Origin of the sequence: Thauera linaloolentis 47Lol = DSM 12138 (genome assembly GCF_000310205.1) — a bacterium.
Taxonomy (GTDB): Bacteria; Pseudomonadota; Gammaproteobacteria; order Burkholderiales; family Rhodocyclaceae; genus Thauera; species Thauera linaloolentis.
Genome location: NZ_AMXE01000002.1, coordinates 99,586 through 124,934, shown reverse-complemented (window position 1 = coordinate 124,934; position 25,349 = coordinate 99,586). Strand labels below are relative to the sequence as shown.

General features: G+C 65.7%; 22 protein-coding genes. 15 read left to right on the top strand and 7 right to left on the bottom strand.

Annotated features, from left to right (window positions below; translation table 11 throughout):
* The first annotated feature begins 62 nt into the window (after positions 1–62).
* From C666_RS01495 to ftsB, 8 genes are all read left to right on the top strand, one after another.
* Positions 63–2,051 carry an acetoacetate--CoA ligase gene (locus tag C666_RS01495; protein WP_004332823.1) on the top strand — a complete coding sequence of 663 codons (1,989 nt, stop codon included), beginning with the start codon at positions 63–65 and terminating at the stop codon, positions 2,049–2,051.
* 15 nt (positions 2,052–2,066) lie between these two features.
* Positions 2,067–2,609: an isochorismatase family protein gene (locus C666_RS01490; protein WP_004332820.1), complete on the top strand. Its 543-nt coding sequence runs from the start codon at positions 2,067–2,069 to the stop codon at positions 2,607–2,609.
* A gap of 126 nt (positions 2,610–2,735) precedes the next feature.
* Positions 2,736–3,662: an aquaporin Z gene (gene aqpZ / locus C666_RS01485; protein WP_245603926.1), complete on the top strand. Its 927-nt coding sequence runs from the start codon at positions 2,736–2,738 to the stop codon at positions 3,660–3,662.
* 257 nt (positions 3,663–3,919) lie between these two features.
* Positions 3,920–8,737, top strand: a complete 4,818-nt coding sequence (locus tag C666_RS01480; protein WP_004332816.1) for an NAD-glutamate dehydrogenase — start codon at positions 3,920–3,922, stop codon at positions 8,735–8,737.
* A gap of 90 nt (positions 8,738–8,827) precedes the next feature.
* Complete coding sequence (pyrG, locus tag C666_RS01475; RefSeq protein ID WP_004332815.1) at positions 8,828–10,465, top strand: CTP synthase; 1,638 nt, start codon at positions 8,828–8,830, stop codon at positions 10,463–10,465.
* Between the two features lie 11 nt (positions 10,466–10,476).
* Positions 10,477–11,316, top strand: a complete 840-nt coding sequence (gene kdsA, locus C666_RS01470; RefSeq protein ID WP_004332813.1) for a 3-deoxy-8-phosphooctulonate synthase — start codon at positions 10,477–10,479, stop codon at positions 11,314–11,316.
* Between the two features lie 157 nt (positions 11,317–11,473).
* Entirely contained in the window at positions 11,474–12,757 is a 1,284-nt protein-coding gene (gene eno, locus C666_RS01465; RefSeq protein WP_004332811.1) for a phosphopyruvate hydratase, read from the top strand.
* An 88-nt stretch (positions 12,758–12,845) separates the two neighbouring features.
* A complete protein-coding gene (ftsB, locus tag C666_RS01460; protein WP_004332810.1) occupies positions 12,846–13,118 on the top strand; it encodes a cell division protein FtsB in 273 nt (90 codons plus the stop codon).
* 103 nt (positions 13,119–13,221) lie between these two features.
* Here the strand turns inward: ftsB and C666_RS01455 are convergent, their stop codons facing one another.
* The 3 genes from C666_RS01455 to C666_RS01445 form a co-directional block, all read right to left on the bottom strand.
* The gene (locus C666_RS01455) at positions 13,222–13,794 is read right to left on the bottom strand and encodes a C40 family peptidase (RefSeq protein ID WP_004332808.1); all 573 of its coding nucleotides are present in this window, start codon (positions 13,792–13,794) and stop codon (positions 13,222–13,224) included.
* A 124-nt stretch (positions 13,795–13,918) separates the two neighbouring features.
* Positions 13,919–14,644 carry an SIMPL domain-containing protein gene (locus C666_RS01450; RefSeq protein WP_004332806.1) on the bottom strand — a complete coding sequence of 242 codons (726 nt, stop codon included), beginning with the start codon at positions 14,642–14,644 and terminating at the stop codon, positions 13,919–13,921.
* A 136-nt stretch (positions 14,645–14,780) separates the two neighbouring features.
* Positions 14,781–15,335 carry a gamma carbonic anhydrase family protein gene (locus tag C666_RS01445; RefSeq protein WP_004332805.1) on the bottom strand — a complete coding sequence of 185 codons (555 nt, stop codon included), beginning with the start codon at positions 15,333–15,335 and terminating at the stop codon, positions 14,781–14,783.
* Between the two features lie 198 nt (positions 15,336–15,533).
* Between C666_RS01445 and C666_RS01440 the strand changes: the two genes are divergently transcribed.
* The 4 genes from C666_RS01440 to C666_RS01425 all read left to right on the top strand — a co-directional run bounded on the left by C666_RS01440 (position 15,534) and on the right by C666_RS01425 (position 18,780).
* Entirely contained in the window at positions 15,534–16,379 is an 846-nt protein-coding gene (locus C666_RS01440; RefSeq protein WP_004332803.1) for a 23S rRNA (adenine(2030)-N(6))-methyltransferase RlmJ, read from the top strand.
* On the top strand, positions 16,376–16,729 hold the full coding sequence (locus C666_RS01435; RefSeq protein WP_004332801.1) for a nucleotide pyrophosphohydrolase: 354 nt from the start codon (positions 16,376–16,378) through the stop codon (positions 16,727–16,729). The genes C666_RS01440 and C666_RS01435 overlap by 4 nt, the downstream gene beginning before the upstream one ends.
* Positions 16,730–16,849: 120 nt before the next feature.
* A complete protein-coding gene (locus C666_RS01430) occupies positions 16,850–18,433 on the top strand; it encodes an inorganic phosphate transporter (protein WP_004332799.1) in 1,584 nt (527 codons plus the stop codon).
* A 17-nt stretch (positions 18,434–18,450) separates the two neighbouring features.
* Complete coding sequence (locus C666_RS01425) at positions 18,451–18,780, top strand: DUF3301 domain-containing protein (protein ID WP_004332797.1); 330 nt, start codon at positions 18,451–18,453, stop codon at positions 18,778–18,780.
* 18 nt (positions 18,781–18,798) lie between these two features.
* On the opposite strand, the gene folE is transcribed toward C666_RS01425, so the two are convergent.
* The 3 genes from folE to fabI form a co-directional block, all read right to left on the bottom strand.
* Positions 18,799–19,431, bottom strand: coding sequence for a GTP cyclohydrolase I FolE (folE, locus tag C666_RS01420; RefSeq protein WP_004332794.1), 633 nt, complete (start codon positions 19,429–19,431; stop codon positions 18,799–18,801).
* A gap of 82 nt (positions 19,432–19,513) precedes the next feature.
* Positions 19,514–20,110, bottom strand: coding sequence for a hypothetical protein (locus tag C666_RS01415; protein WP_004332792.1), 597 nt, complete (start codon positions 20,108–20,110; stop codon positions 19,514–19,516).
* Positions 20,111–20,125: 15 nt separating this feature from the next.
* Positions 20,126–20,905, bottom strand: coding sequence for an enoyl-ACP reductase FabI (fabI, locus tag C666_RS01410; RefSeq protein WP_004332789.1), 780 nt, complete (start codon positions 20,903–20,905; stop codon positions 20,126–20,128).
* Between the two features lie 184 nt (positions 20,906–21,089).
* On the opposite strand from fabI, the gene C666_RS01405 reads away from it, so the two are divergent.
* From C666_RS01405 to C666_RS01395, 3 genes are all read left to right on the top strand, one after another.
* Positions 21,090–21,602 carry an HAD domain-containing protein gene (locus tag C666_RS01405; protein WP_004332787.1) on the top strand — a complete coding sequence of 171 codons (513 nt, stop codon included), beginning with the start codon at positions 21,090–21,092 and terminating at the stop codon, positions 21,600–21,602.
* A gap of 97 nt (positions 21,603–21,699) precedes the next feature.
* Positions 21,700–22,473 carry a hypothetical protein gene (locus tag C666_RS01400; protein WP_004332786.1) on the top strand — a complete coding sequence of 258 codons (774 nt, stop codon included), beginning with the start codon at positions 21,700–21,702 and terminating at the stop codon, positions 22,471–22,473.
* The gene (locus tag C666_RS01395) at positions 22,473–23,021 is read left to right on the top strand and encodes a YaeQ family protein (RefSeq protein ID WP_004332784.1); all 549 of its coding nucleotides are present in this window, start codon (positions 22,473–22,475) and stop codon (positions 23,019–23,021) included. Before C666_RS01400 ends, C666_RS01395 begins: the two co-directional genes overlap by 1 nt.
* A 98-nt stretch (positions 23,022–23,119) precedes the next feature.
* On the opposite strand, the gene C666_RS01390 is transcribed toward C666_RS01395, so the two are convergent.
* A complete protein-coding gene (locus C666_RS01390) occupies positions 23,120–25,165 on the bottom strand; it encodes a DEAD/DEAH box helicase (RefSeq protein WP_004332782.1) in 2,046 nt (681 codons plus the stop codon).
* Positions 25,166–25,349: the final 184 nt, after the last annotated feature.

The window sequence follows — 25,349 nt, the reverse complement described above, 5'->3', positions numbered from 1 at the left end:
GCATACCAATAACAAGCAAGGCCGCGCCGATTGTATGAACCTTTGGATGGTGAGGAGACATCATGAATCCAGCAGATAACACGCCCCTGTGGGCGCCTTCGCCGGAGCGCGTCGCTTCGGCCAACGTGACGGCTTTTCGCCTGGCGGCCGAAAAGCGCTGGGGCGTTTCGCTGCCCGACTACGATGCGCTGTACGCGTGGTCTGTCGACGAGCCCGAGCAGTTCTGGGTCAGCGTCTGGGACGGCAGTGAGTTTGGCGGCGGTGTCACCGGTACCCGTGGCGAGCGGGTGCTGGCCGACGGCGAGCGGATGCCCGGCGCGAAGTGGTTCCCCGACGCGCAACTCAACTTTGCACAGAACCTGCTGCGCTCGCGCGATGCTGGCGATGCGCTCGTGTTCTGGGGCGAGGACCGCGTCAAGAATCGCATGAGCCATGGAGAGCTGTATCGCGCGGTGGCGCACTTTGCGGCGGCGCTGCGCGAGCAGGGCGTGGTGGCCGGCGACCGTGTCGCCGCCTACATGCCGAACATGCCCGAGACGATCGTCACGATGCTGGCCGCAGCCAGCATCGGCGCCATCTTCACGTCGGCTTCGCCCGATTTCGGCGTGCAGGGCGTGGTCGACCGCTTCGGCCAGACCGAACCCAAGGTGCTGGTGGCTTGCGACGGCTACTACTATGGCGGCAAGACCATCGATGTACTCGGCAAGCTCGGCGAGATCGTCGGCCAGTTGCCGTCGGTGAAGCGCGTCGTGGTCGTGCCCTACGTGCATTACGAGCACGATCTGGCGGATGTGCCGCATGCGCGCATGTATGTCGATTTCATCGCGCCCTTCCACTTCGTCGACGACATCGAGTTCGCGCAGCTGCCTTTCGACCACCCGCTGTACATCATGTATTCCTCGGGCACCACAGGCGTGCCGAAGTGCATCGTGCATTGCGCTGGCGGCGCATTGCTGCAGCATCTCAAGGAGCATCGGCTGCATTGCGACGTCAAGCCCGGCGACCGGGTGTTCTACTTCACCACCTGCGGCTGGATGATGTGGAATTGGCTGGTGTCCGGGCTCGCGGCCGGCGCCACGCTGCTGCTCTACGACGGCTCGCCGTTCGCCGGCGACAACCAGATCATCTTCGATTATGCCGACGCCGAAGGCATGACTCATTTTGGTACTTCGGCCAAGTTCATCGATGCCTGCGCCAAGTTCGGCCTCGAGCCGCGCAGGACGCACAGGCTCGATACCGTATGCGCGATGATGAGCACCGGCAGCCCGCTGGTGCCCGAAGGCTTCGACTACGTCTATCGCGACATCAAGGCCGATCTGCAGCTGTCGTCGATCTCGGGCGGCACCGACATCATCTCCTGCTTCGTGCTGGGCAGCCCGGTACTGCCGGTGTGGCGGGGCGAGATCCAGTGCCGCGGCCTGGGCATGGCGGTGGATGTCTGGGATGACGAAGGCAGGCCGGTGCGCGGCGAGAAGGGAGAGCTCGTTTGCAGCAAACCCTTCCCGGTGATGCCGGTCGGTTTCTGGAATGATGCGGACGGCAGCAAGTATCACGCCGCCTATTTCGAGCGTTTCCCCAACGTGTGGTGCCATGGCGATTTCTGCGAGATCACCGCGCATGGCGGGCTCGTCATCTACGGGCGTTCGGATGCCACGCTCAATCCGGGCGGCGTGCGCATCGGCACGGCGGAAATCTACCGCCAGGTCGAGAAGCTCGACGAAGTCGTCGAGAGCCTGGTGATCGGCCAGGACTGGCCGCCGCAGAACCCGAACGACGTGCGCGTGGTGCTGTTCGTCAAGCTGCGTGACGGGTTCGCGCTGGACGATGGACTCGTGCAGCGCATCAGGCAGACGATTCGCGACAACACCACGCCGCGCCACGTGCCGGCCAAGGTGCTGCAAGTAGCGGACATCCCGCGCACCAAGAGCGGCAAGATCGTCGAACTGGCGGTGCGCAACGTGGTGCACGGACGTCCGGTCAAGAACCAGGAGGCGCTGGCGAACCCCGAAGCGCTGGCCCATTTCCGCGACCGCGCCGAACTGGCCGGCTGATATCGGGAGAGCGACATGCTGATGAACCGCGAAAAATCCGTACTGCTGATCATCGATGTGCAGGCCAAGCTCGCACCCTTCATCCACGACAACGAGAAGGTCGAGGCCAACTGCGTGTGGCTGGCCCGGGTGGCCGAACGCATGGGGGTGCCGGTCGTCGTCACCGAGCATTTCCCCGACAAGATCGGCGGCACGCTGGATTCCGTGCGCGCCGCGACGGCAGGGGCCCGCTACGTCGGCAAGCAGTGCTTCTCCGCACAGGCCGACGGCTGCCTGGCTGGCACGGCGGTGGACCAGCACCGGCAGGTCATCATGTGCGGCACGGAGGCGCATGTCTGCGTCCAGCAGACCGCGCTCGACCTGCGTTGGGCGGGGAAGGAAGTGTTCATCGTTGCCGAGGCGGCGGGGTCGCGCGATCCTGCCAACCGTGATCTTGCCTTTGCACGTATGCGTGGCCATGGCATCGAAATCGTTTCGCGCGAAATGGTCGCCTTCGAGTGGCTGCAGCGTGGCGGCACGGAACTCTTTCGCGAGGTGAATCGGGACTTCATCCGCTGAGGCTTGGCGGATCGATTCAGCGCGGCCGGCCGGAAAACCCTGTTTCCGGCCGGCCGAATGCTGCGAACGAAAGATTCAATCGGGCGGCATCAGCAGGTTCGATTGCCGGATCGAAGTTGTTTTGGGATGTCGCCGCATCCGCTGCCCCATGCCTTTCCGCCCCCGCGCAAGCCGGGGAGCGCGCTTTGCCAGACGCCCGCCGATCGTCGTAGTATTCATCGGGATTTCCATTTCCGCCCGTCCGGATTGATATCGGGTAATGCAGTCGTGGTATTCCAATCCGGGGCCGGACAGGTCGCCGGCGGGAAGGGATTTCCTTTATGGTCGTTCGGCAGTATCGCCAACAAAGCAACGGAGAGACGTATGAAGAAGTATGGTGCAGAGTTTTTTGGAACCTTCTGGCTGGTTCTTGGCGGATGCGGCAGCGCGGTGCTGGCCGCCGCGTTCCCGGATGTCGGCATCGGACTGCTGGGTGTGTCGCTCGCATTCGGCCTGACCGTGCTGACCATGGCCTTCGCCATCGGCCACATATCGGGTTGCCATCTCAACCCCGCGGTGTCGATCGGCCTTTGGGCCGGCGGCCGTTTCCCGGCAAAGGAACTGCTTCCCTACATCGTTGCGCAGGTCCTGGGCGGGATAGCCGCGGGTGGCATCCTGTATCTTATCGCCACCGGTAAGGCGGGCTTCGACGTCTCCGCCGGCTTCGCTTCGAACGGCTACGGGGACCACTCGCCGGGTGGCTACGGCCTGCAGGCGGCCCTGATCACCGAAGTGGTCATGACCATGATGTTCCTCATCGTCATCCTCGGTGCGACCGACAAGCGGGCGCCGCAAGGTTTCGCACCGATTGCCATCGGCCTGTGCCTGACGCTCATCCACCTGATCAGCATCCCGGTGACGAATACCTCGGTGAACCCCGCACGCAGCACGGGCGTGGCCGTTTTCGTCGGCGACTGGGCGGTTTCGCAACTGTGGCTTTTCTGGCTGGCCCCGATCGTCGGTGCCATCCTCGGCGCCGTGGTCTATCGTTTCATCGGCAGCGAAGAGAACTGATCGGGAAGTCCCGGTCGTGATGTACCAGCGGAGGCGGCTGCATGGCCGCTCCGCTGCGCGCCCGGACTGTCGGCCACGCAACTGGCCCCGTCCGGGCGCCTGCCCGTCGTTTCCTAGGGAAAACGCGGCTTCCGCTTTTCCGCGCCGTCGCCTAAGCTTGAAGCTTGTTCCACGGCGATGCGACACGGGTTTCCGACACGCGGTCCGTCGGAGTCTGCCGTGTTCCCGCCGTGACCTGATCAACAGCGGGGGGTGAGATGGAGAAGACGGAACAGAAGCGGCTGGCCGCACAGATCGACGCGGTCGTCGAGCAGATCGCCGGGCGCCTGCCGGCGGAGCAGGCAAAAGCGGTTGCCGGATTCGCGCTGCGCTTTTTTGCACAGGTCGATCCCGAAGACCTCGAGCCACTGTCCGTCGCCGATCTCTACGGCGCCGTGCTCAGCCAGTGGCACTTCATCTCGCGCCGCGGGCCTGTCAGCGCCGTCCGCGTGTTCAATCCGCGTCTTGATGAGCATGGCTGGGAATCCGCCCATACCGTGATCGAAATCGTCGGCGACGACATGCCTTTCCTGGTCGACTCTGTGACGATGGAGGTCAATCGCCAGGGCCTGACGCTGCACCTGATCATCCATCCCGTCTTGAAGGTGCTGCGGGATGCCGGCGGCGTCCTGCTGCGGCTGGCCGACGAGGGCGATGACGGCGCGGGCCATGAATCGGTGATGCACCTCGAAGTCGATCGCCGCACCGATCCGGCGGATCTGCTCTCCCTGCAGCAGGGGCTGGAGCAGGTGTTGTCCGATGTCCGCGCGGCAGTCGGCGACTGGCCGAGGATGCGCGAACGCATGCACGACATCATTGCCGGCCTGGAAAATCTTCCCCAGACGGTCGGTGCCGATGAAGCAGCCGAGGCCAGGGATTTCCTCGAATGGCTGGCATCCGACAACTTCGTCCTGCTCGGCTGCCGCGACTATGCGCTGGTACGCGGCGAGGAAGGTGACGAACTGCGCATCGTACCGGACTCCGGGCTCGGCCTGCTGCGCAGCGATGGCGAGGACGGCCGTTCGCGCTCGTTTGCCGCGTTGCCGCCCCAGCTCCGGGCGCAGGCCCATCTTCCGGGCGTGCTGACGGTGACCAAGTCGAACACGCGTTCCACCGTGCATCGTCCGGGCTATCTCGATTTCCTCGGTATCAAGACCTTCGGCGACGACGGGCGCGTGACCGGCGAACGGCGCGTCCTCGGCCTGCTCGCGTCCACCGCGTACGGCACCTCGCCGGCCCGGATTCCCCTGCTGCGGCGCAAGGTGGCGGCGGTGATCGAACGTGCCGGACTGCTGCCTGGCGGACATGCCGCGAAAACGCTGCAGACCATCATCGAGCAGTATCCGCGCGATGAGCTGTTCCAGATCGGCACCGACGAGCTCTACACGCAGGCGATGGGCATCCTGCGCCTCGGCGGGCGCCTGCGCACCCGGCTTTTCGTACGCTGCGATCCCTTCGCGCGCTTTGTCTCGTGCCTCATCTACGTCCCCCGCGAACACTACAACACCGACCAGCGCAAGTGCATGCAGGCGGTGCTGGTCGAGGCCTTCGACGGTGCGTCGTCCGAGTTCGATGTGCAGTTCTCCGATTCGGCGCTGGCCCGCATCCTGATCATCGTGCGCACCCGCGATTCCGTGATCCCACCCTTCGACGTCAAGGATCTGGAGCAGCGTCTGATCCGCGCCACGCGGCGCTGGGAGGACGATCTCCAGCAAATCCTGGTCGAGCAGTGCGGGGAGGAGCGCGGGCTTGCGCTGCTGCGGCGATACGGCGGCGGTTTCCCGGCTGGCTACAGGGAAGACTATCCGGCGCGCATGGCCGTGTTCGACATCGAGCAGATGGAGGCGCTGGCCGGGGGCGACGATCTCGGCATGAATCTTTACCGGTCGCTGGAGGCGCCGGTGGGGCGCCTGAATTTCCGCATCTATCGTCTCGGCGCGCCGGTGCCGCTGTCGCAGAGCCTGCCGATGCTGGAGCGGATGGGCGTCAGGGTGATGGACGAGCGTTCGTCGGACATCATGCGGCATGACGGCAGCACCGTCTGGCTGCATGATTTCGGCCTGGGTTTCGGCGGCGCGGAAGCGCTGGACATACACGACGTCCGGCCCTTGTTCCAGGATGCCTTCCAGCGCGTGTGGCGTGGCGAGATCGAGAACGACGACTTCAACCGCCTGGTGCTGCTGGCAGGTTTGTCGTGGCGCGAGGTCAGCGTGCTGCGCGCTTATGCGAAACACATGCGCCAGGCAGCCTTCACCTTCAGCCAGGCCTACATGGAACAAACCCTGGCGAGCTATCCGCAACTGGCGCGCCAGTTGTACGAACTGTTCCGCGCGCGCTTCGATCCGGCGCTGGAGACGGGGCGCGAGGCGCGTTGCGCCCAACTGGTGGCCGAGATCGAGAGCGGGCTCAACACCGTCGCCAACCTGGACGAGGATCGCATCCTGCGCCAGTTCCTGGCGATGATCCTGGCAACCCTGCGTACCAATGCCTTCCAGCGCGCTGCAGATGGCCGGCCAAAGTCGTGGCTGTCGTTCAAGTTCGCACCGTCGCGTATCCCGAATCTGCCGCAGCCCTTGCCGATGTTCGAGATATTCGTCTATTCGCCACGCATCGAGGGCGTCCACCTGCGCGGCGGCAAGGTGGCGCGCGGCGGCCTGCGCTGGTCGGACCGGATGGAGGATTTCCGCACCGAGGTGCTGGGACTGGTGAAGGCGCAGATCGTCAAGAATGCGGTGATCGTGCCGGTCGGCTCCAAAGGCGGATTCGTGGTCAAGAACCCGCCGGCAGAGGGCGGCCGCGAAGCGCTGCTGGCCGAGGGCGTGGCGTGCTACCAGATTTTCCTGCGTGGCTTGCTCGACCTCACCGACAACCTGGTGCAGGGCCGGGTGGTCGCGCCGCCCGATGTGGTGCGGCATGACGAGGACGACCCCTATCTGGTGGTGGCGGCCGACAAGGGCACGGCCACCTTCTCCGACCACGCGAACGCGATCTCGGCCGAATACGGCTTCTGGCTGGGCGATGCCTTCGCATCGGGCGGATCCGTGGGCTACGACCACAAGAAGATGGGAATCACCGCGCGCGGGGCGTGGGAGGCGGTCAAGCGCCACTTCCGCGAACTGGGCACAGACATCCAGAATGAGCCTTTCACCGTCGCAGGCATCGGCGACATGTCCGGCGACGTGTTCGGCAATGGCATGCTGCTGTCGAAGCAGATCCGGCTGGTGGCGGCCTTCGACCATCGCCACGTCTTCATCGACCCCGCTCCCGACCCGGCGGCATCGTGGGAAGAACGGGCACGGCTCTTCGCCTTGCCGCGCTCGAGCTGGGACGACTACGACAGATCGTTGATTTCCGAGGGCGGGGGCGTGTGGCCGCGTACGGCCAAGTCGATCAGCCTGTCGCCCCAGGTGCGCGCGGTGCTTGGCATCGAGGCCGGGGCGCTGGCGCCGGCCGAACTGATCCGGGCCATCCTCACCGCGCCCGTCGACCTGCTTTACAACGGCGGCATCGGCACCTACATCAAGGCCGCCAGCGAGGCCGATGCCAGCGTTGGCGATCGTGCCAACGACCCGGTGCGGGTCAACGGCGGCGCATTGCGCTGCAGGGTGCTGGGCGAGGGCGGCAACCTCGGCGCGACCCAGCTTGGCCGCATCGAGTTCGCGCTCAAGGGCGGGCGGGTCAACACCGATGCCATCGACAATTCGGGCGGCGTCGATTGCTCCGATCACGAGGTCAACATCAAGATCCTGCTCAACGGGGTCGTGGCGGACGGCGAACTGACGCTCAAGCAGCGCAATCAGTTGCTGGCCGACATGACGGACGAGGTGGCGGCGCTGGTGCTGCGCGACAACTACGCGCAGACGCAGATACTGTCGGTGACGCGTTCGCGCGGCGTGGCGCTGCTCGACGAGCAGGCGGAGTTCATGCGCCGCCTGAGCCATGCCGGACGGCTTAACCGCAAGCTCGAGTTCCTGCCGCTGGACGAGGAACTGGCCGAGCGCCAGGCCGCCCGCATCGGCCTGACCAACCCCGAACTGGCGGTATTGCTGGCCTACGGCAAGATCGAGCTGTACGACGAGGTGCTGGCGTCCGACGTGCCCGAAGATCCCTACATTCGCACTGCGCTCGAACGCTATTTTCCCGCGCCGCTGCGCGAACGCTTCGGGGCGCAGATCCAGCAGCATGCGCTGCGGCGCGAAATCATCTCCACGCACGTGATCAACAGCATGATCAACCGCGTCGGCCCGACATTCGTCGGCCGGCTCAAGTCCGAGCTCGGCGTGCCTGCGCCGGACGTGGTGCGGGCCTACATGGCGACGCGCGAAGTATTCGGGCTGGTGGACGTGTGGGCACAGATCGAAGTGCTGGACAATCGGGTGGACAACGCGGTGCAGATCGAACTGATCGGCGAGTGCGATCGGCTGGTGCAGCGCGGCACCTTGTGGTTCCTGCATCATCCGGCATGGCTGGAGGATCTGCAGGCGACGCTGGCGTATTTTTCGCCCGGCGTGGCGACGCTGGCTGAAGGCCTGGCCGAATTCGTCGCACCGGCTTATCGCGCCGAATTCGACGCAGCGATCGTCCGGCGGCTGGAGCAGGGCGTGCCGCAGGCGCTCGCCGAGCGGGTGGCGGCCCTGGACGAGCTGTACTCGGCGCTCGACCTGGTCGAGGTAGCCGCGGAGACGCGGCGAGCCGAGCCGCTGGCGGCGCAGGTGTATTTCGGCCTGGGCGGGGAGCTGGAACTGCACTGGCTCGGGCGCCAGGTTTCGGCGCTGCCGGCGGACAGCCGCTGGCAGGGGCTGGCACGCGGCGCCCTGCGCGGCGACTTGTCCGGCCTGGCGCGGACCCTGGCCGCGAACGCGCTGCAATCGGCGCCGGACGAAGAGGATGCCGCGAGCGTGCTGTCGTCCTGGCTCGCGCGGCAGGGTACGAGGCTGGAGCGCTATCGCCAGCTGCTGGCGGACATCCGCGCCGGGCAGTCGATCGACATGGCGATGGTGTCGGTGCTGCTGAGGGAGCTGCGCGGCATGGGCTGACGCCGGTTGCGTGGGGCCCGTGTTGGCATGGCCTGCTGACTTCGGTCGGGTGGATCGGTTATCATCGCGCTTTCCCGCAGCACTGTTCCCATGACCAAATACGTCTTCGTTACCGGCGGTGTCGTGTCCTCCTTGGGCAAAGGCATCGCGGCGGCCTCATTGGGGGCCATCCTCGAGTCCCGTGGCATCAGGGTCACCCACCTCAAGCTCGACCCCTACATCAACGTCGATCCGGGCACCATGAGCCCATTCCAGCACGGCGAGGTCTTCGTCACCGAGGACGGCGCTGAAACCGACCTCGACCTCGGCCATTACGAGCGCTTCACCAGCGCCAAGATGAGCAAGCGCAACAACTTCACCACCGGCCAGATCTACGAGTCGGTGCTGAAGAAGGAACGCCGCGGCGAGTACCTGGGCAAGACCGTGCAGGTCATCCCGCACATCACCGACGAGATCAAGGCCTACGTCAAGCGCGGCGCAGAAGGCGCCGACGTGGCCATCGTCGAGGTCGGCGGCACCGTGGGCGACATCGAGTCGCTGCCTTTCCTCGAGGCGATCCGCCAGATGGGCTTCGAGGAAGGGCGCAACGGCACCTGCTTCATCCATCTGACGCTGCTGCCCTACATTCCGACCGCGGGCGAGCTCAAGACCAAGCCCACCCAGCATTCGGTCAAGGAACTGCGCGAGATCGGCATCCAGCCCGACATCCTGCTGTGCCGTGCGGATCGCTCCATTCCGGTGGACGAGCGCCGCAAGATCGCGTTGTTCTGCAACGTGATGCCCGAGGCGGTCATCGAATGCCTGGATGCCGATTCGATCTACAAGATCCCCGGCATGCTGCACGACCAGATGCTGGACCAGATCGTCTGCCACAAGCTCGACATCCTTGCCCGCGCAGCCGATCTGTCGGTATGGGAGAAGCTGATCCATGCGCTCGAGAACCCGAAGCAGACGGTCAACGTCGGCTTCGTCGGCAAGTACGTCGACCTCACCGAGTCGTACAAGTCGCTGATCGAGGCGCTGAACCACGCCGCCATGCATACCGAGTCGAAGGTCAACATCCACTACATCGACTCCGAGGACATCGAGCGAGACGGCTGCGGCGTGCTCGAGGCCATGGATGCCATCCTGGTGCCTGGCGGCTTCGGCAAGCGAGGCACCGAAGGCAAGATCGCCGCGATCCGCCATGCGCGCCAGAACAAGGTGCCTTACCTGGGCATCTGCCTGGGCATGCAGCTTGCGGTGGTCGAGTTCGCGCGCGACGTGGCGGGCATGGAAGGCGCCCATTCGACCGAGTTCGAGCGCGATACCCGGTATCCGGTCATCGGTCTCATCACCGAGTGGAAGGACCGCAGCGGCAAGATCGAGAAGCGTACCGAAGCGTCGGACCTGGGCGGCACCATGCGCCTCGGCGGCCAGGCATGCCGCCTGAAGGAAGGCTCGCTCGCGCGTGCGATCTACGGTGAGGCCGAGATCGTGGAGCGCCACCGCCACCGTTACGAGGTGAACAACGCACTGCTGGCCACACTCGAAGACAAGGGGCTGGTGGTGGCGGGCCGCGCGCCGGCCACGGACTTGTGCGAGATGGTCGAGCTGCCCGCCGACGTGCATCCGTGGTTCGTGGGCTGCCAGTTCCACCCTGAATTCACCTCCAATCCGCGCAAAGGGCACCCGCTGTTCACCGCCTACGTGAAGGCTGCGATTGTCCGCAAGCAGGCTGCGGCCTGAAGGAGCGAAGCATGAACCTGTGTGGCTTCGAAGCCGGTCTCGACAAGCCCCTTTTCCTTATCGCCGGCCCGTGCGTGGCCGAGTCCGAGCAGATGTGCCTGGATATCGCCGGGCAGATGAAGGAGATCTGTGGCGAGCTGGGCATCCCGTACATCTTCAAGGCTTCCTACGACAAGGCCAACCGCAGCTCGGGCAAGAGCTTCCGCGGCCATGGCATGGATGCCGGGCTGAAGATGCTCGAAGCGGTGAAGCAGCAGCTCGGCCTGCCGGTGCTGACCGACGTGCATACCATCGAGGAAATCCCGGCGGTGGCGGCGGTGGCCGACGTATTGCAGACGCCGGCCTTCCTGTGCCGCCAGACCGATTTCATCCATGCCGTGGCCGCCAGCGGCAGGCCGGTCAACATCAAGAAGGGCCAGTTCCTCGCCCCGGGCGACATGAAGAACGTCGCCGACAAGGCACGCGAAGCGAACGGCGGCGCCGACACCATCATGGTGTGCGAGCGCGGCGCCTCCTTCGGCTACAACAACCTCGTCTCCGACATGCGTTCGCTGGCGATCATGCGCGACACCGGCTGTCCGGTGGTGTTCGATGCCACCCATTCGGTGCAATTGCCGGGCGGGCAAGGCACGGCCTCCGGCGGCCAGCGCGAATTTGTGCCGGTGCTGGCGCGTGCCGCGGTCGCGGTCGGTGTGGCGGGCCTGTTCATGGAAACGCACCCCGACCCCGCCAAGGCGCTGTCCGACGGCCCTAACGCCTGGCCGCTGCCGAAGATGAAGGCCTTGCTGGCGACGCTGAAGGACATCGACGCGCTGGTGAAGCGCGCAGGTTTCCTCGAGGCGACGCTCTGAGAGCTGCTTTTGAGGGGAGGTGGTACCGGACGGACTGATAAGCGCTATCGCCTGGCGCCGCTCACAAGGCGGTCATCGGGCGCGAGCATTCTTCCTCCCGGTTCACGTCCCCGCGTGATCGATTCGAATCATCCGTAACTTGCAACAGGACAAACATATGAGTGCAATCGTTGATGTGATCGCCCGCGAGATTCTCGATTCCCGCGGCAACCCCACCGTCGAGGCCGACGTGCTGCTGGAGTCCGGCGTGATGGGCCGTGCCGCCGTGCCTTCGGGCGCCTCGACCGGTTCGCGCGAGGCGATCGAGTTGCGTGACGGCGACAAGTCGCGCTTCCTCGGCAAGGGCGTGCTGCGCGCGGTGGAGAACGTGAACACCGAGATCGCCGAAGCCATCATCGGCCTCGACGCCGAAGACCAGGCCTTCATCGACCGCACGCTGATCGAGCTCGACGGCACCGAGAACAAGTCGCGCCTGGGCGCCAACGCGATGCTGGCGGTGTCGATGGCGGTGGCCAAGGCCGCTGCCGAGGAAGCCGGCCTGCCGCTGTACCGCTATTTCGGCGGTTCCAGCCCGATGGTGATGCCGGTGCCGATGATGAATGTCATCAACGGCGGCGAGCACGCCAACAACAGCCTGGACATCCAGGAATGCATGATCATGCCGGTCAGCATGACGAGCTTCCGCGAGGCCCTGCGCTGCGGCGCGGAGATCTTCCATCACCTGAAGAAGATCGTCGATGCCAAGGGTTACCCCACTACTGTCGGCGACGAAGGCGGCTTCGCTCCCAACGTGTCGGGCACCGAAGAAGCGCTCAACCTGATCCAGGAGGCCATCATCGCCGCCGGCTACGTGCCCGGCCAGGACGTGCTGCTGGCGCTGGACTGCGCCGCTTCCGAGTTCTACAAGGACGGCAAGTACGAACTGAAGGGCGAAGGCCTGTCGCTGAGTGCCGAAGGCTTCACCGACTACCTCGCGACCCTGTGCGACAAGTTCCCGATCGTGTCGATCGAGGACGCGATGGCCGAGGGCGACTGGGCGGGCTGGAAGCTGCTGACCGAGCGCCTGGGCAACAAGGTGCAACTGGTGGGCGACGACTTGTTCGTGACCAACACCAGGATCCTGGAGCAGGGCATCGAGCAGGGCGTGGCCAACTCGATCCTGATCAAGATCAACCAGATCGGCACCCTGACCGAAACCTTCGCCGCCGTCGAGATGGCCAAGCTGGCCGGCTACACCGCGGTGATCTCGCATCGTTCGGGCGAGACCGACGATTCGACCATCGCCGACATCGCCGTCGGCCTGCGCGCGATGCAGATCAAGACCGGCTCGCTGTCGCGCTCGGACCGCATCTCCAAGTACAACCAGCTGCTGCGCATCGAGGAAGACCTGGGTGACACGGCCTTCTATCCGGGCAAGCGTGCGTTCTACAACCTGCGCTGAGCCGGGTTCCGATCCGACCTGAGACACGTGCAAGGCCGGCGGACGATCCGCCGGCCTTTGTCGTGCATGCACAGACCGTTTTCCGATCATGCGTTGGCCCATCCTGATTCTTCTCGCCCTCGTCGTCGTGCTGCAGTACCCGCTCTGGCTGGGGAAGGGCGGCTGGCTGCGGGTGTGGGAGGTCGACCGCCTGCTGCAGGCGCAGCGCGCGGAGAACCTGCGGCTCGAGCAACGCAACGCCGGCCTGGACGCCGAGGTGCGCGATCTCAAGTCGGGCAACGAAGCGATCGAGGAACGGGCGCGTTTCGAGCTCGGCCTGACGCGGCCGGAAGAAATCTACGTGCAGGTGCCGCAGAAGTAAGCCGTGTTTCGGCGCCCGTCCGAACGGCGCCGGACACATTCCGCCGTGCGTGCCAGGACGAAAACGATGCGATTGGGGGCGCCGTATCGGCCCCCGCCGGATCTCAGTTCGATGCGACCAGCGTTCTCGCGCCGTCGATGCGCGGCGCGAAGTAGCGGTTGTCCAGCCGCTCCACGCGGACGCTGCCACGGCTGGACGGCGCATGGACGAAGCGCCCCTCGCCGATGTAGATACCCATGTGCGAGTGGCGGCGCTTGAGGGTATTGAAGAACACCAGGTCGCCGGGCTGGAGCTGGCTGACTTTTATCGGGCGCGTGCGGTCGGCGATCTGCGCGGCATTGTGCGGCAGGCGCTTGCCGCTGATGTTCTCCACGATCCACGCCACCATGCCGCTGCAGTCCAGGCCTGCTTCGGGATTGCGCCCGCCGAAGCGGTAGCCGGTGTCGAGCAGGCCGAGGGCGAACAACACCATCTCGCGTGCATGGGCCTCATCGTCGAGAGCGAAATACGGGGTGCTGCTGCGTGCCTGGCCCGGCGGCGTGTCGGCCGGGGAGCGGGGTGCCGGCGTCGAGCCGCAGCCGGCGAGAATGGCGGCCGCCAATGCGGCGATGGCGAGTGCGCCGCATTGGCGCCGCAGCGGCATGCGGCCGTTGGCCGTACGGGCGGCCATGCGCATGCTGGGGGTCGGCGATTTCGTCATGCGTGCAAACATAGTTCAGCATGTGCGGCGAGTCCAGCCCGGCGGAGGGCCTGCGACCCTCTTTCGTGGCTGGATTGCGACGCGCTTTTGCCGGCGATGTTCAGTCGAGCAGTTCGATGCGGCCACTGATGTTGACCGCCAGCTCGCTTTCTCCGCCTTCGAGCGGCGCTGGAGCATAGGCGGAATCGGCCATCATCGCGGGCGCCGCCTGCATGCGGACTTTCATGGGCGGATGGAAGCCGCTATCGCCGATCGACATGTTCACGATGCGGTAGCGCTTGCCCAGCGTTTTTGCGATCAGTGCCGCGCGCTGGTCGAAAGCCTGGATTGCGCTCACTGTGGCTTCGTCGACGATCTTGCGCCGGGTTTCCGGCGAAGGCTGCATCGCGACCCCGGACAGCGCCAGATCCGATTGCAGCTTGCCGATCAGTTCCGACAAGGCGCCGAGATCCTGGCTCTCGATGCGGATTTCCGAGCGCATGCGCCACGAGTCGATGCGGCCCTGGCCGTTTTTCGTATAGACCGGCCAGGTCGATACTCCGCCCGATTGGGCCTTCACGCTGGCAAAGCCGCGTGCAAGGTCGAGCGCCTTGCCGATACGCTGGTTGATTTCCTTCGACAGCGCGGCGGCATTCTTGCCGTTGCTCTCGGCATACAGCGTTGCGACGCCGAGATCGTTCGGCGCGGCCTGGCTGGCATTGGCGGAAAACTCGATCGTCTGCTGCGTGTCGCTGTTCTGTGGCGCGGCAGCAAGGGCAGGGAACGTCGCGAGGGGCGAGGCGAGGGCGGTGCTGAGGGCGATGCAGGGCCAGAGGCGAATCGACATGGACGAACTCCCGGAGCAGGTTTGCGGCACGGCCCGGAAGTGCCGGACCGTGTTCGAAAGGACGCCAGATATACCGCAATTCGCGCGCCCGCGGTTCGGTGGGCTGTAAGCGGGGATTACTTGTCGGCACCGATGATCAGGGAGACGGCTTGTCGAGTACCGTTGCGGGATCGATCGCCCGCAGTTCGGTTTCGTAGAGGCGCGCATTCTCGACGTAGTGGCCGGCGTTCCACTTCAGGTGCTCGATCTCGGCGTCCGACAATTGGCGGATCACCCGGCCGGGCGAGCCGACGACCAGCGAGCGGTCGGGGATGGCCTTGCCTTCGGGGATCAGCGCGTTGGCACCGATGATGCAATTCTTGCCGATCACCGCTTTGTTCAGGATCACCGCATTGATGCCGATGAGGCTGCCGTCGCCGATCGAACAGCCATGAAGCATCGCCATGTGGCCGATGGTTACGCCCGCGCCGATGGTCAATGGGACGCCGGTGTCGGTGTGCAGCACCGAACCGTCCTGGATGTTGCTGCCGTCGCCGATCGTGATCGGATCGTTGTCGCCGCGGATGACGACGTTGTACCAGATGCTGACGTCGCGGCCGGCGTTTACCGCGCCGATGACCGTCGCGTTGTGGGCGACCCAGGATCCTTCGCCGAAACGGGGCGTGCGATCGCCCAGGGCGTAGATGCTCATGTGTGTTCTCGCTGTCTCTGCCTGCCGGCGCGCGCCGGTGCTTGGGGGGCGCATCATAGCAAGTGCGACATGCCCTGCAAACCACGGGCAAACCCATTTGGAGGCGGCGATGTCGCTGATCTGGCGGGGAATTCGCCGTTGGGTTTAGCGGTTTGCCGAGGGCGGTGCTAGCATGCGTGCCGCAACCGGATATCCTTCATGCTCAGCTACCGCCACGCCTTCCATGCCGGCAATCATGCCGACGTCCTGAAACATACCGTCCTGCTCGAGCTGCTGTCGTACTTCAACCGCAAGGACAAGCCCTGGCATTACATCGATACCCACGCGGGGAGCGGCTGTTATGCGCTCGATAGCGAGCAGGCCGGCAAGACTGCCGAGTACGCGTCCGGCGCTGCGCGCATCTGGGATCGGACGGAATTGCCAGAGCCGCTGGCGGCCTACCGTGCGGCGCTCGCCCAGTTCAACCCACATGGGCGGCTGCTGTTCTATCCGGGTTCGCCTGCGCTGGCGATGACGCAGGCCCGGCCCCAGGACCGCCTGCGCTTGTTCGAGCTTCATCCGGCCGATTTCGAGTCACTCGTGCGTACTTTCGCCACCGAATCCGAGCGCGTGCAGTGCCGCAAGGCGGACGGCTTCGGCGCGCTGAAGGGGCTGCTGCCGCCGCCGTCGCGCCGTGCCGTGGTGCTGATCGATCCGCCGTACGAGGTCAAGGATGACTACCGCCATGTCGTCGATTGCCTGAAGGATGCGATTCGGCGTTTTCCGACCGGGACCTATGCGGTGTGGTATCCCATGCTTGCGCGCCCGGAAGCGCGTAGCCTGCCGGCGCGGCTTGCGGACCTGGGCGCCGAAAGCTGGCTCGACGTGCGCCTGGCCGTGCGCCGGCCGCCGCGCGACGGCTTTGGCATGTTCGGCAGCGGCATGTTCATCGTCAACCCGCCCTGGGTGCTTCCCGAGCGCCTGGAAGCTGTGCTGCCGTGGCTGGTGGAGGTGCTCGGCACCGATGACGGGGCCGGCTTCGACCTGGAGCATCGCATCGAATGAAGCCGGATTCGCTCGTGGTCCTGCGCGATCATCTGCGCCGTTTCGCGGCCGAACGTGACTGGGGCGGCTTCCATACGCCGAAGAACCTTGCAATGGCGCTTGCTGGCGAGGCCGGCGAGGTGATCGAGCATTTCCAGTGGCTGACGGCCGAGCAGTCCGCCGCGCTGAGCCCCGAGGTGCGCGACGCGGTGGCGCTGGAACTGGCGGATGTCCTGCTCTATCTCGTCCGCCTGGCCGACGTGCTGGAGGTGGATCTCGCCGAGGCCGCGCAGCGCAAGATGGCGATCAACGCTGAACGCTATCCGGCCGATCTGGCCCGTGGCCGGGCGGACAAGTATGACCGCCTGTAGCCGGTCCGGGATTGCTGTTCCGCTGCAGTGCGCAACCCGATGTGCAGCGCAGCATACGAATTTGGGGGCTTGTCAATTTTCTGAAACAATAGCGCCTTTCCAAATTCCGGAACACTCGACGTGGACCTGCAGCACATCAGCGAGATCGAACGTGCAACGCACCGGGGCCGGGGGGAAGTGCTCCGCCTCGGCATCGGTCTCCTCTTCATCGTCGGGGTCATGTTCTATGCCGCCGTGCGTGGCGGCGGCGGTGAGGGCAGCCTGATCCTCGTCATGGCCGCCATGGTGGGCGGCTACATGGCAATGAACATCGGGGCCAACGACGTTGCCAACAATGTCGGTCCCGCGGTCGGTTCCAAGGCGATGACCCTGGCAGGCGCATTGGTCATCGCCGCCATCTTCGAGGCGGCGGGCGCGCTCATCGCCGGCGGCGAGGTGGTCGGCACCATCCGCAGCGGCATCATCGATCCCGATCTCATCTCGGACGCCGATACTTTCGTGTGGATCATGCTGGCGGCGCTGCTCGCGGGGGCGCTGTGGCTGAATATCGCCACTGCGGTCGGTGCGCCGGTGTCGACGACGCACTCGATCGTCGGTGCCGTGCTCGGCGCCGGCATTGCCGCGGAAGGCACGCGCATTGTCGATTGGTCGACGATGACGGGCATCGTCGCCAGCTGGATCGTTTCTCCGGTGTTGGGCGGCATCTTCGCTGCCGCTTTCCTGTACCTGGTCAAGCGCAGCATCACCTACCAGCCCGACATGGCCGCCGCCGCGCGCAAGACGGTGCCGATGCTGGTCGGGTTGATGGCGTGGACCTTCGGTACCTACCTGATCCTGAAGGGCCTGAGCCGCGTCTGGACGGTCGGTTTCGGGGCGGCGGCAATCTACGGGGCGTTGATCGCGATCCCGGTATTCATGCTGACCAGGCGTTCGATGAATGCGCGCGGCGCTCAGCTTGCGAATACCAAGCAGAGCGTCAATCGCCTGTTCACCGTGCCGCTGATCTCCGCGGCGGCGCTGCTGAGTTTTGCGCATGGTTCCAACGACGTGTCGAATGCGGTCGGGCCGCTTGCCGCGATCGTCGACGTCATCACCAGTGACGGCATGGTGCACAAGTCGGCGCTCATCCCGACCTGGGTGATGATGGTGGGGGCGCTCGGCATCGCGCTCGGGCTTGCGCTGTTCGGCCCCAAGCTGATTCGCACCGTGGGCTCCGAGATCACCGAGCTCGATCAGATGAGGGCGTATTGCATCGCCATGGCGGCCACGCTGACCGTGATCGTGGCGAGCCAGTTCGGCCTGCCCGTCAGCTCGACGCATATCGCGGTCGGGGGTGTGCTCGGGGTGGGCTTCCTGCGCGAATACCTGAAGAGCAACTACGACCGCATGCTGGCCGAGATCAAGGCGCATCACCCCGAAGGGGATCTCGCCGCGATCGAGGCTTTCGTCGCCCGTTTCGAGAAAGCCTCGATCGAGGAGAAGGGGGAGATGCTGCGCGACCTGAAGGAGCGCGCGAAAAAGGCCGAGGACCCGGCGCATTTCTCGAAGGTCGAGCGCAAGGGGCTGCGCAAGGTGTATCGCCGCGAACTGGTGAAGCGCTCGCAGCTGATGCGCATCGCGGCGGCGTGGGTGGTCACGGTGCCGGCTTCGGCGCTGATGGCGGCAATGCTGTTCTTCATGATCCGTGGCATGATGCTGCCCTGATCCGGGGCAGGTGCCACATGACTTTCGTCGAACTGATCGCGGTGCTGGGGCTGGGCGGTATTGTCTGGTTCTGGTTCGACAGCCTCAAGGCGCGCGAGGCCGGGCTGGAAGCGGCGCGGCGCGCCTGTCAGCGCGAGGGCCTGCAGTTTCTCGACGAAACCGTCGTCGGGCATGGGCTCCGGCTCGCCCGCGACGATCTGGGCCATGTGGTGTTTCGCCGTGGCTTCGACTTCGAGTACTCATTGTCGGGGGACGACCGCTATCGTGGCGCGGTGGTCATCGAAGGGCGCGATGTCGTGCTGGTCGACACCGCGCAGCATCGTATCCGCGATCTGCGCCCGCTCTGAAGGCGGCGCCTGCCGGCTTCAGCCCGAGATCGCGCGCATGAATTCGTTGCGTGCCTGGGCGGAACGCTCGAATTCACCGCTGAAGGCCTGCGTCACCACGCGTTCATCCCCGCGCCTGTCTTCGCCCAGCAGCAGGCAGAGCTGTTCGGCTTCGATCACGCAGGCTGCGCCGGCAGCCTTGCCGTGCTGCATCAGCGCATCCGCGATGTCGCGCGTCATCCACTCCTGATAGGTGAAGCGATGGCCGATCGCATCCACGAGACGCGCGATGCGGCCGAAGCCGTGCAGGCGCCCGCCCGGGATGTAGGCGACGTGGGCGACGCCGCGGAAGGGCACGAGGTGGTGGGGGCAGACGCCATGCACGGCGATGCCGCGCACCACGACCATGTCGCGGCGCTCATCGGCGAAGCCGTCGCCAAGGACTTCGGCGGGGTCCAGATCGTAGCCGCCCAGCAGCCGTTTCTGCCACAGTTCGCGCACCCGTTGCGCCGTGCGGCCGGTGTGAGAGGAGTCCGCATCGATGCCGCTGGCACGCAGCAGGTCGCCGATGGCGCGTTCGAAAGCTGGGGCGTCGAAACTGCCCGTCCGCGCAATGCCGATCGTGCTTGGTTGCGGTTGGGCAGGATGTGTGTCGTGATCGTGTCGGGGCATGGCCGTGCTCCATGCGCGTCGGCGCTGGCTGGGGCGCCATGATACGCGGATCGCGCCGGTCCGTCCCCGTGCCGGCAGGACTTCAGGCGATGAAGACGGGGTCCGAGAACACCAGCGTGCCGTCCTTTCGCATCATCAGGTTGTTGGCATTGAGGATGTCGGGCAGGACCTGGTAGTCCTCGACGAAGTCCGACAAGGCCTTGAGCGCCTTCTGCAGGTTGTCGCTCGCGGCCAGGGGGTTCATCGCCATGTCGTACAGGGCGATTCGCCCCATGTCCATGCCGAGCCTGCTCCACTGCTGGCATGCCGACCAGTAGGTGTCGATGAGGCGCAGGGCGAGCTCTTCCGCCGGCGAGCCGTCGGCCAGCGGGTAGAGTTTTTCCATTTCGATCAGGTGCAGAGGGTAGCCCGACTGCGCACGTCCGACGATGCCATGATCGGCATGGATGACCGGAAAATGCTCGCCGCACGGACGGTCGTCCGCCGTATAGAGAAAGTAGTCGGCCGGCGAGCTGACGATCTTGTAGACCCGCTCGCCGTCGCCCTTGTCGAGCACGATCGAATACTCGCCGCGGCCGATTTCCTGCTTGCCGTCGAGCAGTGGATGCGCCGGAACCGGGTCCGGCAGCAGGATACTGGCCCGGCCTACCTGGGATCTGGCGGCGGCGAGATCGATCATGTGCGTGCTCCGTGCTTACGCCATGATGTTATACCCGGCATCCACGAAATGCACCCCACCGCTGATCAGCCGGCCGGCATCGGAGACGAGGAAGGCCGTCAGTGCGCCGATGTCCTCGGGGGTGACGAGGGCGTGCATCGGCGAGCGCTCGACGGCGGCTGCCATCAGGCCGTCGAAGCCGGCGATGCCAGAGGCGGCGCGCGTCATCAGCGGGCCGGGCGAGACGGCATTGACGCGGATGCCCTTGGAGCCGAGCTCCGCCGCCATGTAGCGCGTGGCGGCCTCGAGCGCGGCCTTGCACAGGCCCATCACGCCGTAGTTGGGGATGACCTTCTCGGAACCGAGGTAGGTCATCGTCACCAGGGCGCCGCCGCCGGCCTTTTCGAGCAGAGGCTCGGCTTTCTTGGCTAGGCGTACGAAGGAGTGGGTCGACACGTCCATCGCCAGCGCGAAGCCGTCGGCCGAGGTATCCACCACGCGGCCGTGCAGATCGTCGCGCTTGGCAAAAGCCATGCTGTGCACGGCGAAATCGAGCTTGCCATGGCGCGCCTCGATCTGCGCGAAGGCCGTATCCATGGTCTCGGGCTGGGTGACGTCGAGCAGGAACACATCCTCGACGCCGAGGCGGTGGATCACCGGTTCGATGAACGCGCGGGTCTTTTCGTTCTGGTAGGTGATGATCAGCTTGGCGCCGGCCTGGGCGCAGGCTTCGGCCACGCCGGTGGAAATGGATTTTTCGTTGGCGATGCCGGTGATCAGGCCGACCTTGCCTTCCAGATTGATGATGGGGGCCATGCTGTAGTCCTCGCAGTTGGGTTTTTGTGCGGTGCGTGCGCATCCGTCAGCGCATGTTGCGACAACATTCTTTCGACAATTCGTGACGAAAGCGACAGGTGCCGATCTGTTGGATTAGAGTATATTCTGCAATGCAGCATTTCAGAACCGCTGTCGTTCGCCTGACCGGCATAGAGAGTGCAACATGACACACAACGCATACATCTTCATGGATTTCGACGGCGTCACCCACCCGTGGGGCGAGGTCGAAGATTTTCGCTGTCTGCCGCTGATCGAGGCAGTGGTGCGAGAGTTCGAAGAGGCCCGCGTCGTGATCGCCTCGGACTGGCGCATGCTGTTCTCGATGCAGAAACTGGTTGCCCGTTTCTCCGAGGATGTCCGCCACCGGATCGTCGGTGCCACGCCGCACATGCTGCCCAAGCATGGCGCGGAGCTGCATGGCCTGCGCGAGCGTGAGGCCATGCTGTGGCTCGCCCAGCATGAGGCGGACCATCGCAATGCCGCATGGTGTGCGCTTGATGATGCGCCGGGCAACTGGATGACGCGTTCGCGCCTGCTGTTGACCGATTTCAAGCGCGGCTTCACCGATGAGGATGCCGTGGCCTTGCGCCGCATGCTGCATGGCTTCCGTGAAGGGGCGGAGTCCCGTCCGGAGGCCGCCGCGGCGGCCTCTCTGTGGGCGCGCAGCATTGCCTGAACGCGCCTGAGGCGCGCTGGCCCGATGACCGGGCCCGCATTGATTCGAGCGGTGTCGCTGTGCACAATGGGCGCCCATTTCCGACGACGGTGCCACCATGAGCGCGCACGATACCGCGATCTCTCCCGACCCGCTTGCTGTCCATGCCGACAGCCAGACCCAGCGCCAGGCCGCGCACATGGCGCAGGAGGCTTTTGCCCGCGTCTTCCGCCTCAGTGTCGGCGAGGCCGACGAAGCGCGCCTGCGGGGCGTGGCGCAATTGCACCGCGAACTCGATGACTGGGCCTGTGCAGGCGCGGATGACGAGGCTCGAGCCTTGCGCCGCGCGCTGCTGCTGTCCGGCATGGATCAGTGGGGCGTGGCATGGAGCCAGGCTTTCGGCCTTCTTGCCATCCCGGGGCTGACCGAACTCATCGGTGCCTTGCGAACCGGGCTGGATGCGCCTGACGAAGCGCGTTTCCTGCGCCAGTTCGAGGCCATCGGCCAGGCCGAGGAGAACGCCATCGACTTCAAGGTCGAGCTGCGGCGGGGTGTTCACCTCGCGCTCTGGCACTCGTCCATCGCCACCCAGGATCGGGACGAAGCCCTGCGTCTGGCTTCCCAACTCGGCGGGCGCCTGCTCGGCCTGATGACCCGCGAGATGCCGGTGATTGGCTGGCGGCTGGTGGCCGACGCGCTTGCATTCATCCAGATCCGCTGCCTTGCCGACGGCCTTGCCTCCGAAGGCGTGGGGCAGGAGGCGACCCAGGCCCTGTTCGGGGCATTGGCGCGTGAACTCCCACAGGCGCAGCGTGACAGGGTGATGGCGCATGCCGCACGTGCCGTCATCGCCTGGCAGCAGGCCAGCCGTTCGCAGGGGCAGGTGCACTGATGGCGCTGAAAGCAACGATTTTCAAGGCGGAGATCCAGATCGCGGACATGGACCGCGGCCACTACGCCGACTACAGCCTGACGCTTGCCCGCCATCCGTCCGAAACCGACGAGCGCATGATGGTGCGCCTGCTGGCCTTCGCGCTGTTCGCGGATCCTGCGCTGGGTTTCGGCAAGGGACTATGTGCCGATGATGAGCCGGACCTGTGGCAGAAGGACCTTACCGGCGCGATCGAGCGTTGGATCGATGTCGGCCAGCCCGACGAAAAATGGGTGCGCAAAGCCTGCGGCCGTGCCGGCAAGGTGGTCGTGCTGGCCTATGGCCGGGCGCTGGATGTGTGGTGGAACGGCGTGCGGGAGAAGCTGGCACGCCAGTCCTCGCTGCAGGTGATCGAATTGGCGCGTGAATCGAGCAGCGAGCTGGCCAGACTGGCCGAGCGCACGATGCGTCTGCAGTTCAGTATCCAGGATGGCCATGTCTGGGTGACCAACGGCCAGGATACGGTGCAGATCCAGCCGGGGTGGCTGCAGGGCGCAGATCGCGCCTGAGTGTTTCTCCACGCGCCTCTTGCCATTGGCAAGGGCGAAGCAGTCAGCGGATATGGCAACGTGACCGGCATGGCCGGTCACGGCCCGGGGGCGGGGCTTCAGTCGTCCCTGCGCTTGCGCGGCTTGCCGGCGGAGTAAGAGGCGCCCGGCGAGCGTGGAAAAGGCTTGCCCGCAGTTGCGCCGCTACGATCGTCGCGGCGCGCGCTGCCGCCCGGTTTCGGCCTGTCGCGTTCCCAGCCGCCGTAGCTGCTGCCACCATCCGGACGGCCCGGGCGGCGATCGAAACCAGATTTCGGCTCGGCGGGCTTCGATCCGGGCTTCTTCTGCCAGCCGCCGTCGCGGTGTTCGCTGCCGCGCGCATCGTCGCGCGGCGGGCGGCGGCGTTCTGGGGTTGCCGCGGCTTCCGCTGCCGAGAGCGCGCGGATGTTCAACTGCATCTGCCGTACCCGGGTGCGCTTCAGGATTTCCATCAGATCGGCGGGCAGGTTGGCGGGGAGTTCCACCGTGGAGAAATCGTCGAACAGGTGGATCTGGCCGATGAACTTGCCCTCGATCCCGCCTTCGTTCGCAATTGCGCCGACGATTTCCTTCGGGCTGGCGCCCTGGTTGCGACCGACCTCGATGCGATAGCGTACCAGCGCTCCGTCGGCGAACGAGCGGCGCCGTGCGAGGATTTCGTCGCGGTTGGGGCGCGGCGTGCGCTCCCGTGGCGCGCCGGTGGTGAAGTGCTCTTCGCGCGGTGCGCGGCCGCCGCTGCCGGGTTGGGCGGTGGCCAGATCCCAGCCGCGGCCGGATTGCTCGATCTGCAGCGGACGTTCGCGCTGGGCGAGGTAGGCAAGCGCGGCAGCGATCTCGTGAACGTCGAGTTCGTTTTCCTCGGCAAGGTTATTGACCACGTCCATGTAGAAGCCGAGCTCCTGTTCGGCGACGGTCTCGACCACCTGGCGCTTGAACTGTGCCACGCGCAGGTTGGTGACTTCCTCGCTGCTCGGAAGGGCGATCGGCGTGATCGGCTGGCGCGTGGCACGCTCGATCATCTTCAACATGCGCGTCTCGCGCGGTGCGACGAAGAGGATCGCGACGCCTTCGCGGCCGGCACGGCCTGTCCGGCCGATCCGGTGCACATAGGCCTCAGTATCGTAGGGAATGTCGTAGTTGATGACGTGGCTGACGCGCGGCACGTCGATGCCGCGGGCGGCGACGTCGGTGGCGATCACGATGTCGAGCGCGCCGGTCTTCAACTGCTCGATCACGCGCTCGCGCAGGCCCTGGGTCATGTCGCCGTTGAGCGCCGCCGCCGCATAGCCGCGAGCCGCGAGCTTGTCGGCGAGTTCCTCGGTGGCGATCTTGGTGCGCACAAAGACGATCGCGGCGTCGAAGCTCTCTTCGGCGTCGAGGATGCGGGTCAGCGCGTCGAGTTTGTCGACGCCGCGAACCAGCCAGTAGCGCTGGCTGATCTTCGACACCGTGGCGGTGGCGGCGCGGATCCTGATTTCTTCCGGCTCGCGCAAATGGCGGCGGGCGACGTCGCGGATCGCGTGCGGCATCGTTGCCGAGAACAGCGCGGTTTGGCGCTCTGCCGGCGTGTGCTCGAGAATCCATTCGACGTCGTCGATGAAACCCATGCGCAGCATTTCGTCGGCCTCGTCGAGCACGATCGCCTTCAAGGCGTCGAGCTTCAGGCTTTCGCGCTCGAGGTGGTCCATGACGCGGCCGGGCGTGCCGACGATGACCTGGGCGCCGCGCGACAACTGGCGCAGTTGCACCACCATGCTCTGGCCGCCATAGATCGGCAGCACGTGGAAGTTCTTCAGGTGGTGGGCGTATTTGGCGAAGGCTTCGGCGACCTGGATGGCCAACTCGCGCGTGGGCGTCAGTACCAGCACTTGCGGCCGCGTGTCGGACAGATCGAGGCGCGCCAGCATGGGTAAGGCGAAGGCCGCCGTCTTGCCGGTGCCGGTCTGGGCTTCGCCCAGAATGTCGCGCCCGGCCAGCAATTGCGGGATGCAGGCGGCCTGGATCGGCGACGGCGTTTCGTAGCCGACTTCGGCCAGTGCGGACAGAAGAGGGGCGGGCAGGTCGAGGTCGGCGAAGCGCAGGGCAGCTTCGGGGCTGGCGGGTTCGTTACGGGCGGATTCGGTCATGGCGGTCGGGCCGCGGAGGCGGCGATGTGCAGCAGCGCTGCGAAGTCGCGATTATCGGCGATTCCGGCGCAGCAAACGAATAAAGCGGCTCGTGGCCGCGGGGAGGGAAGCGGAATGGAAGCGGCGGGGGAGCCGGGCAGGCGGAAGGCGGCACAAGAAGCCGCAGAGAAAAAGCAAAAAACGC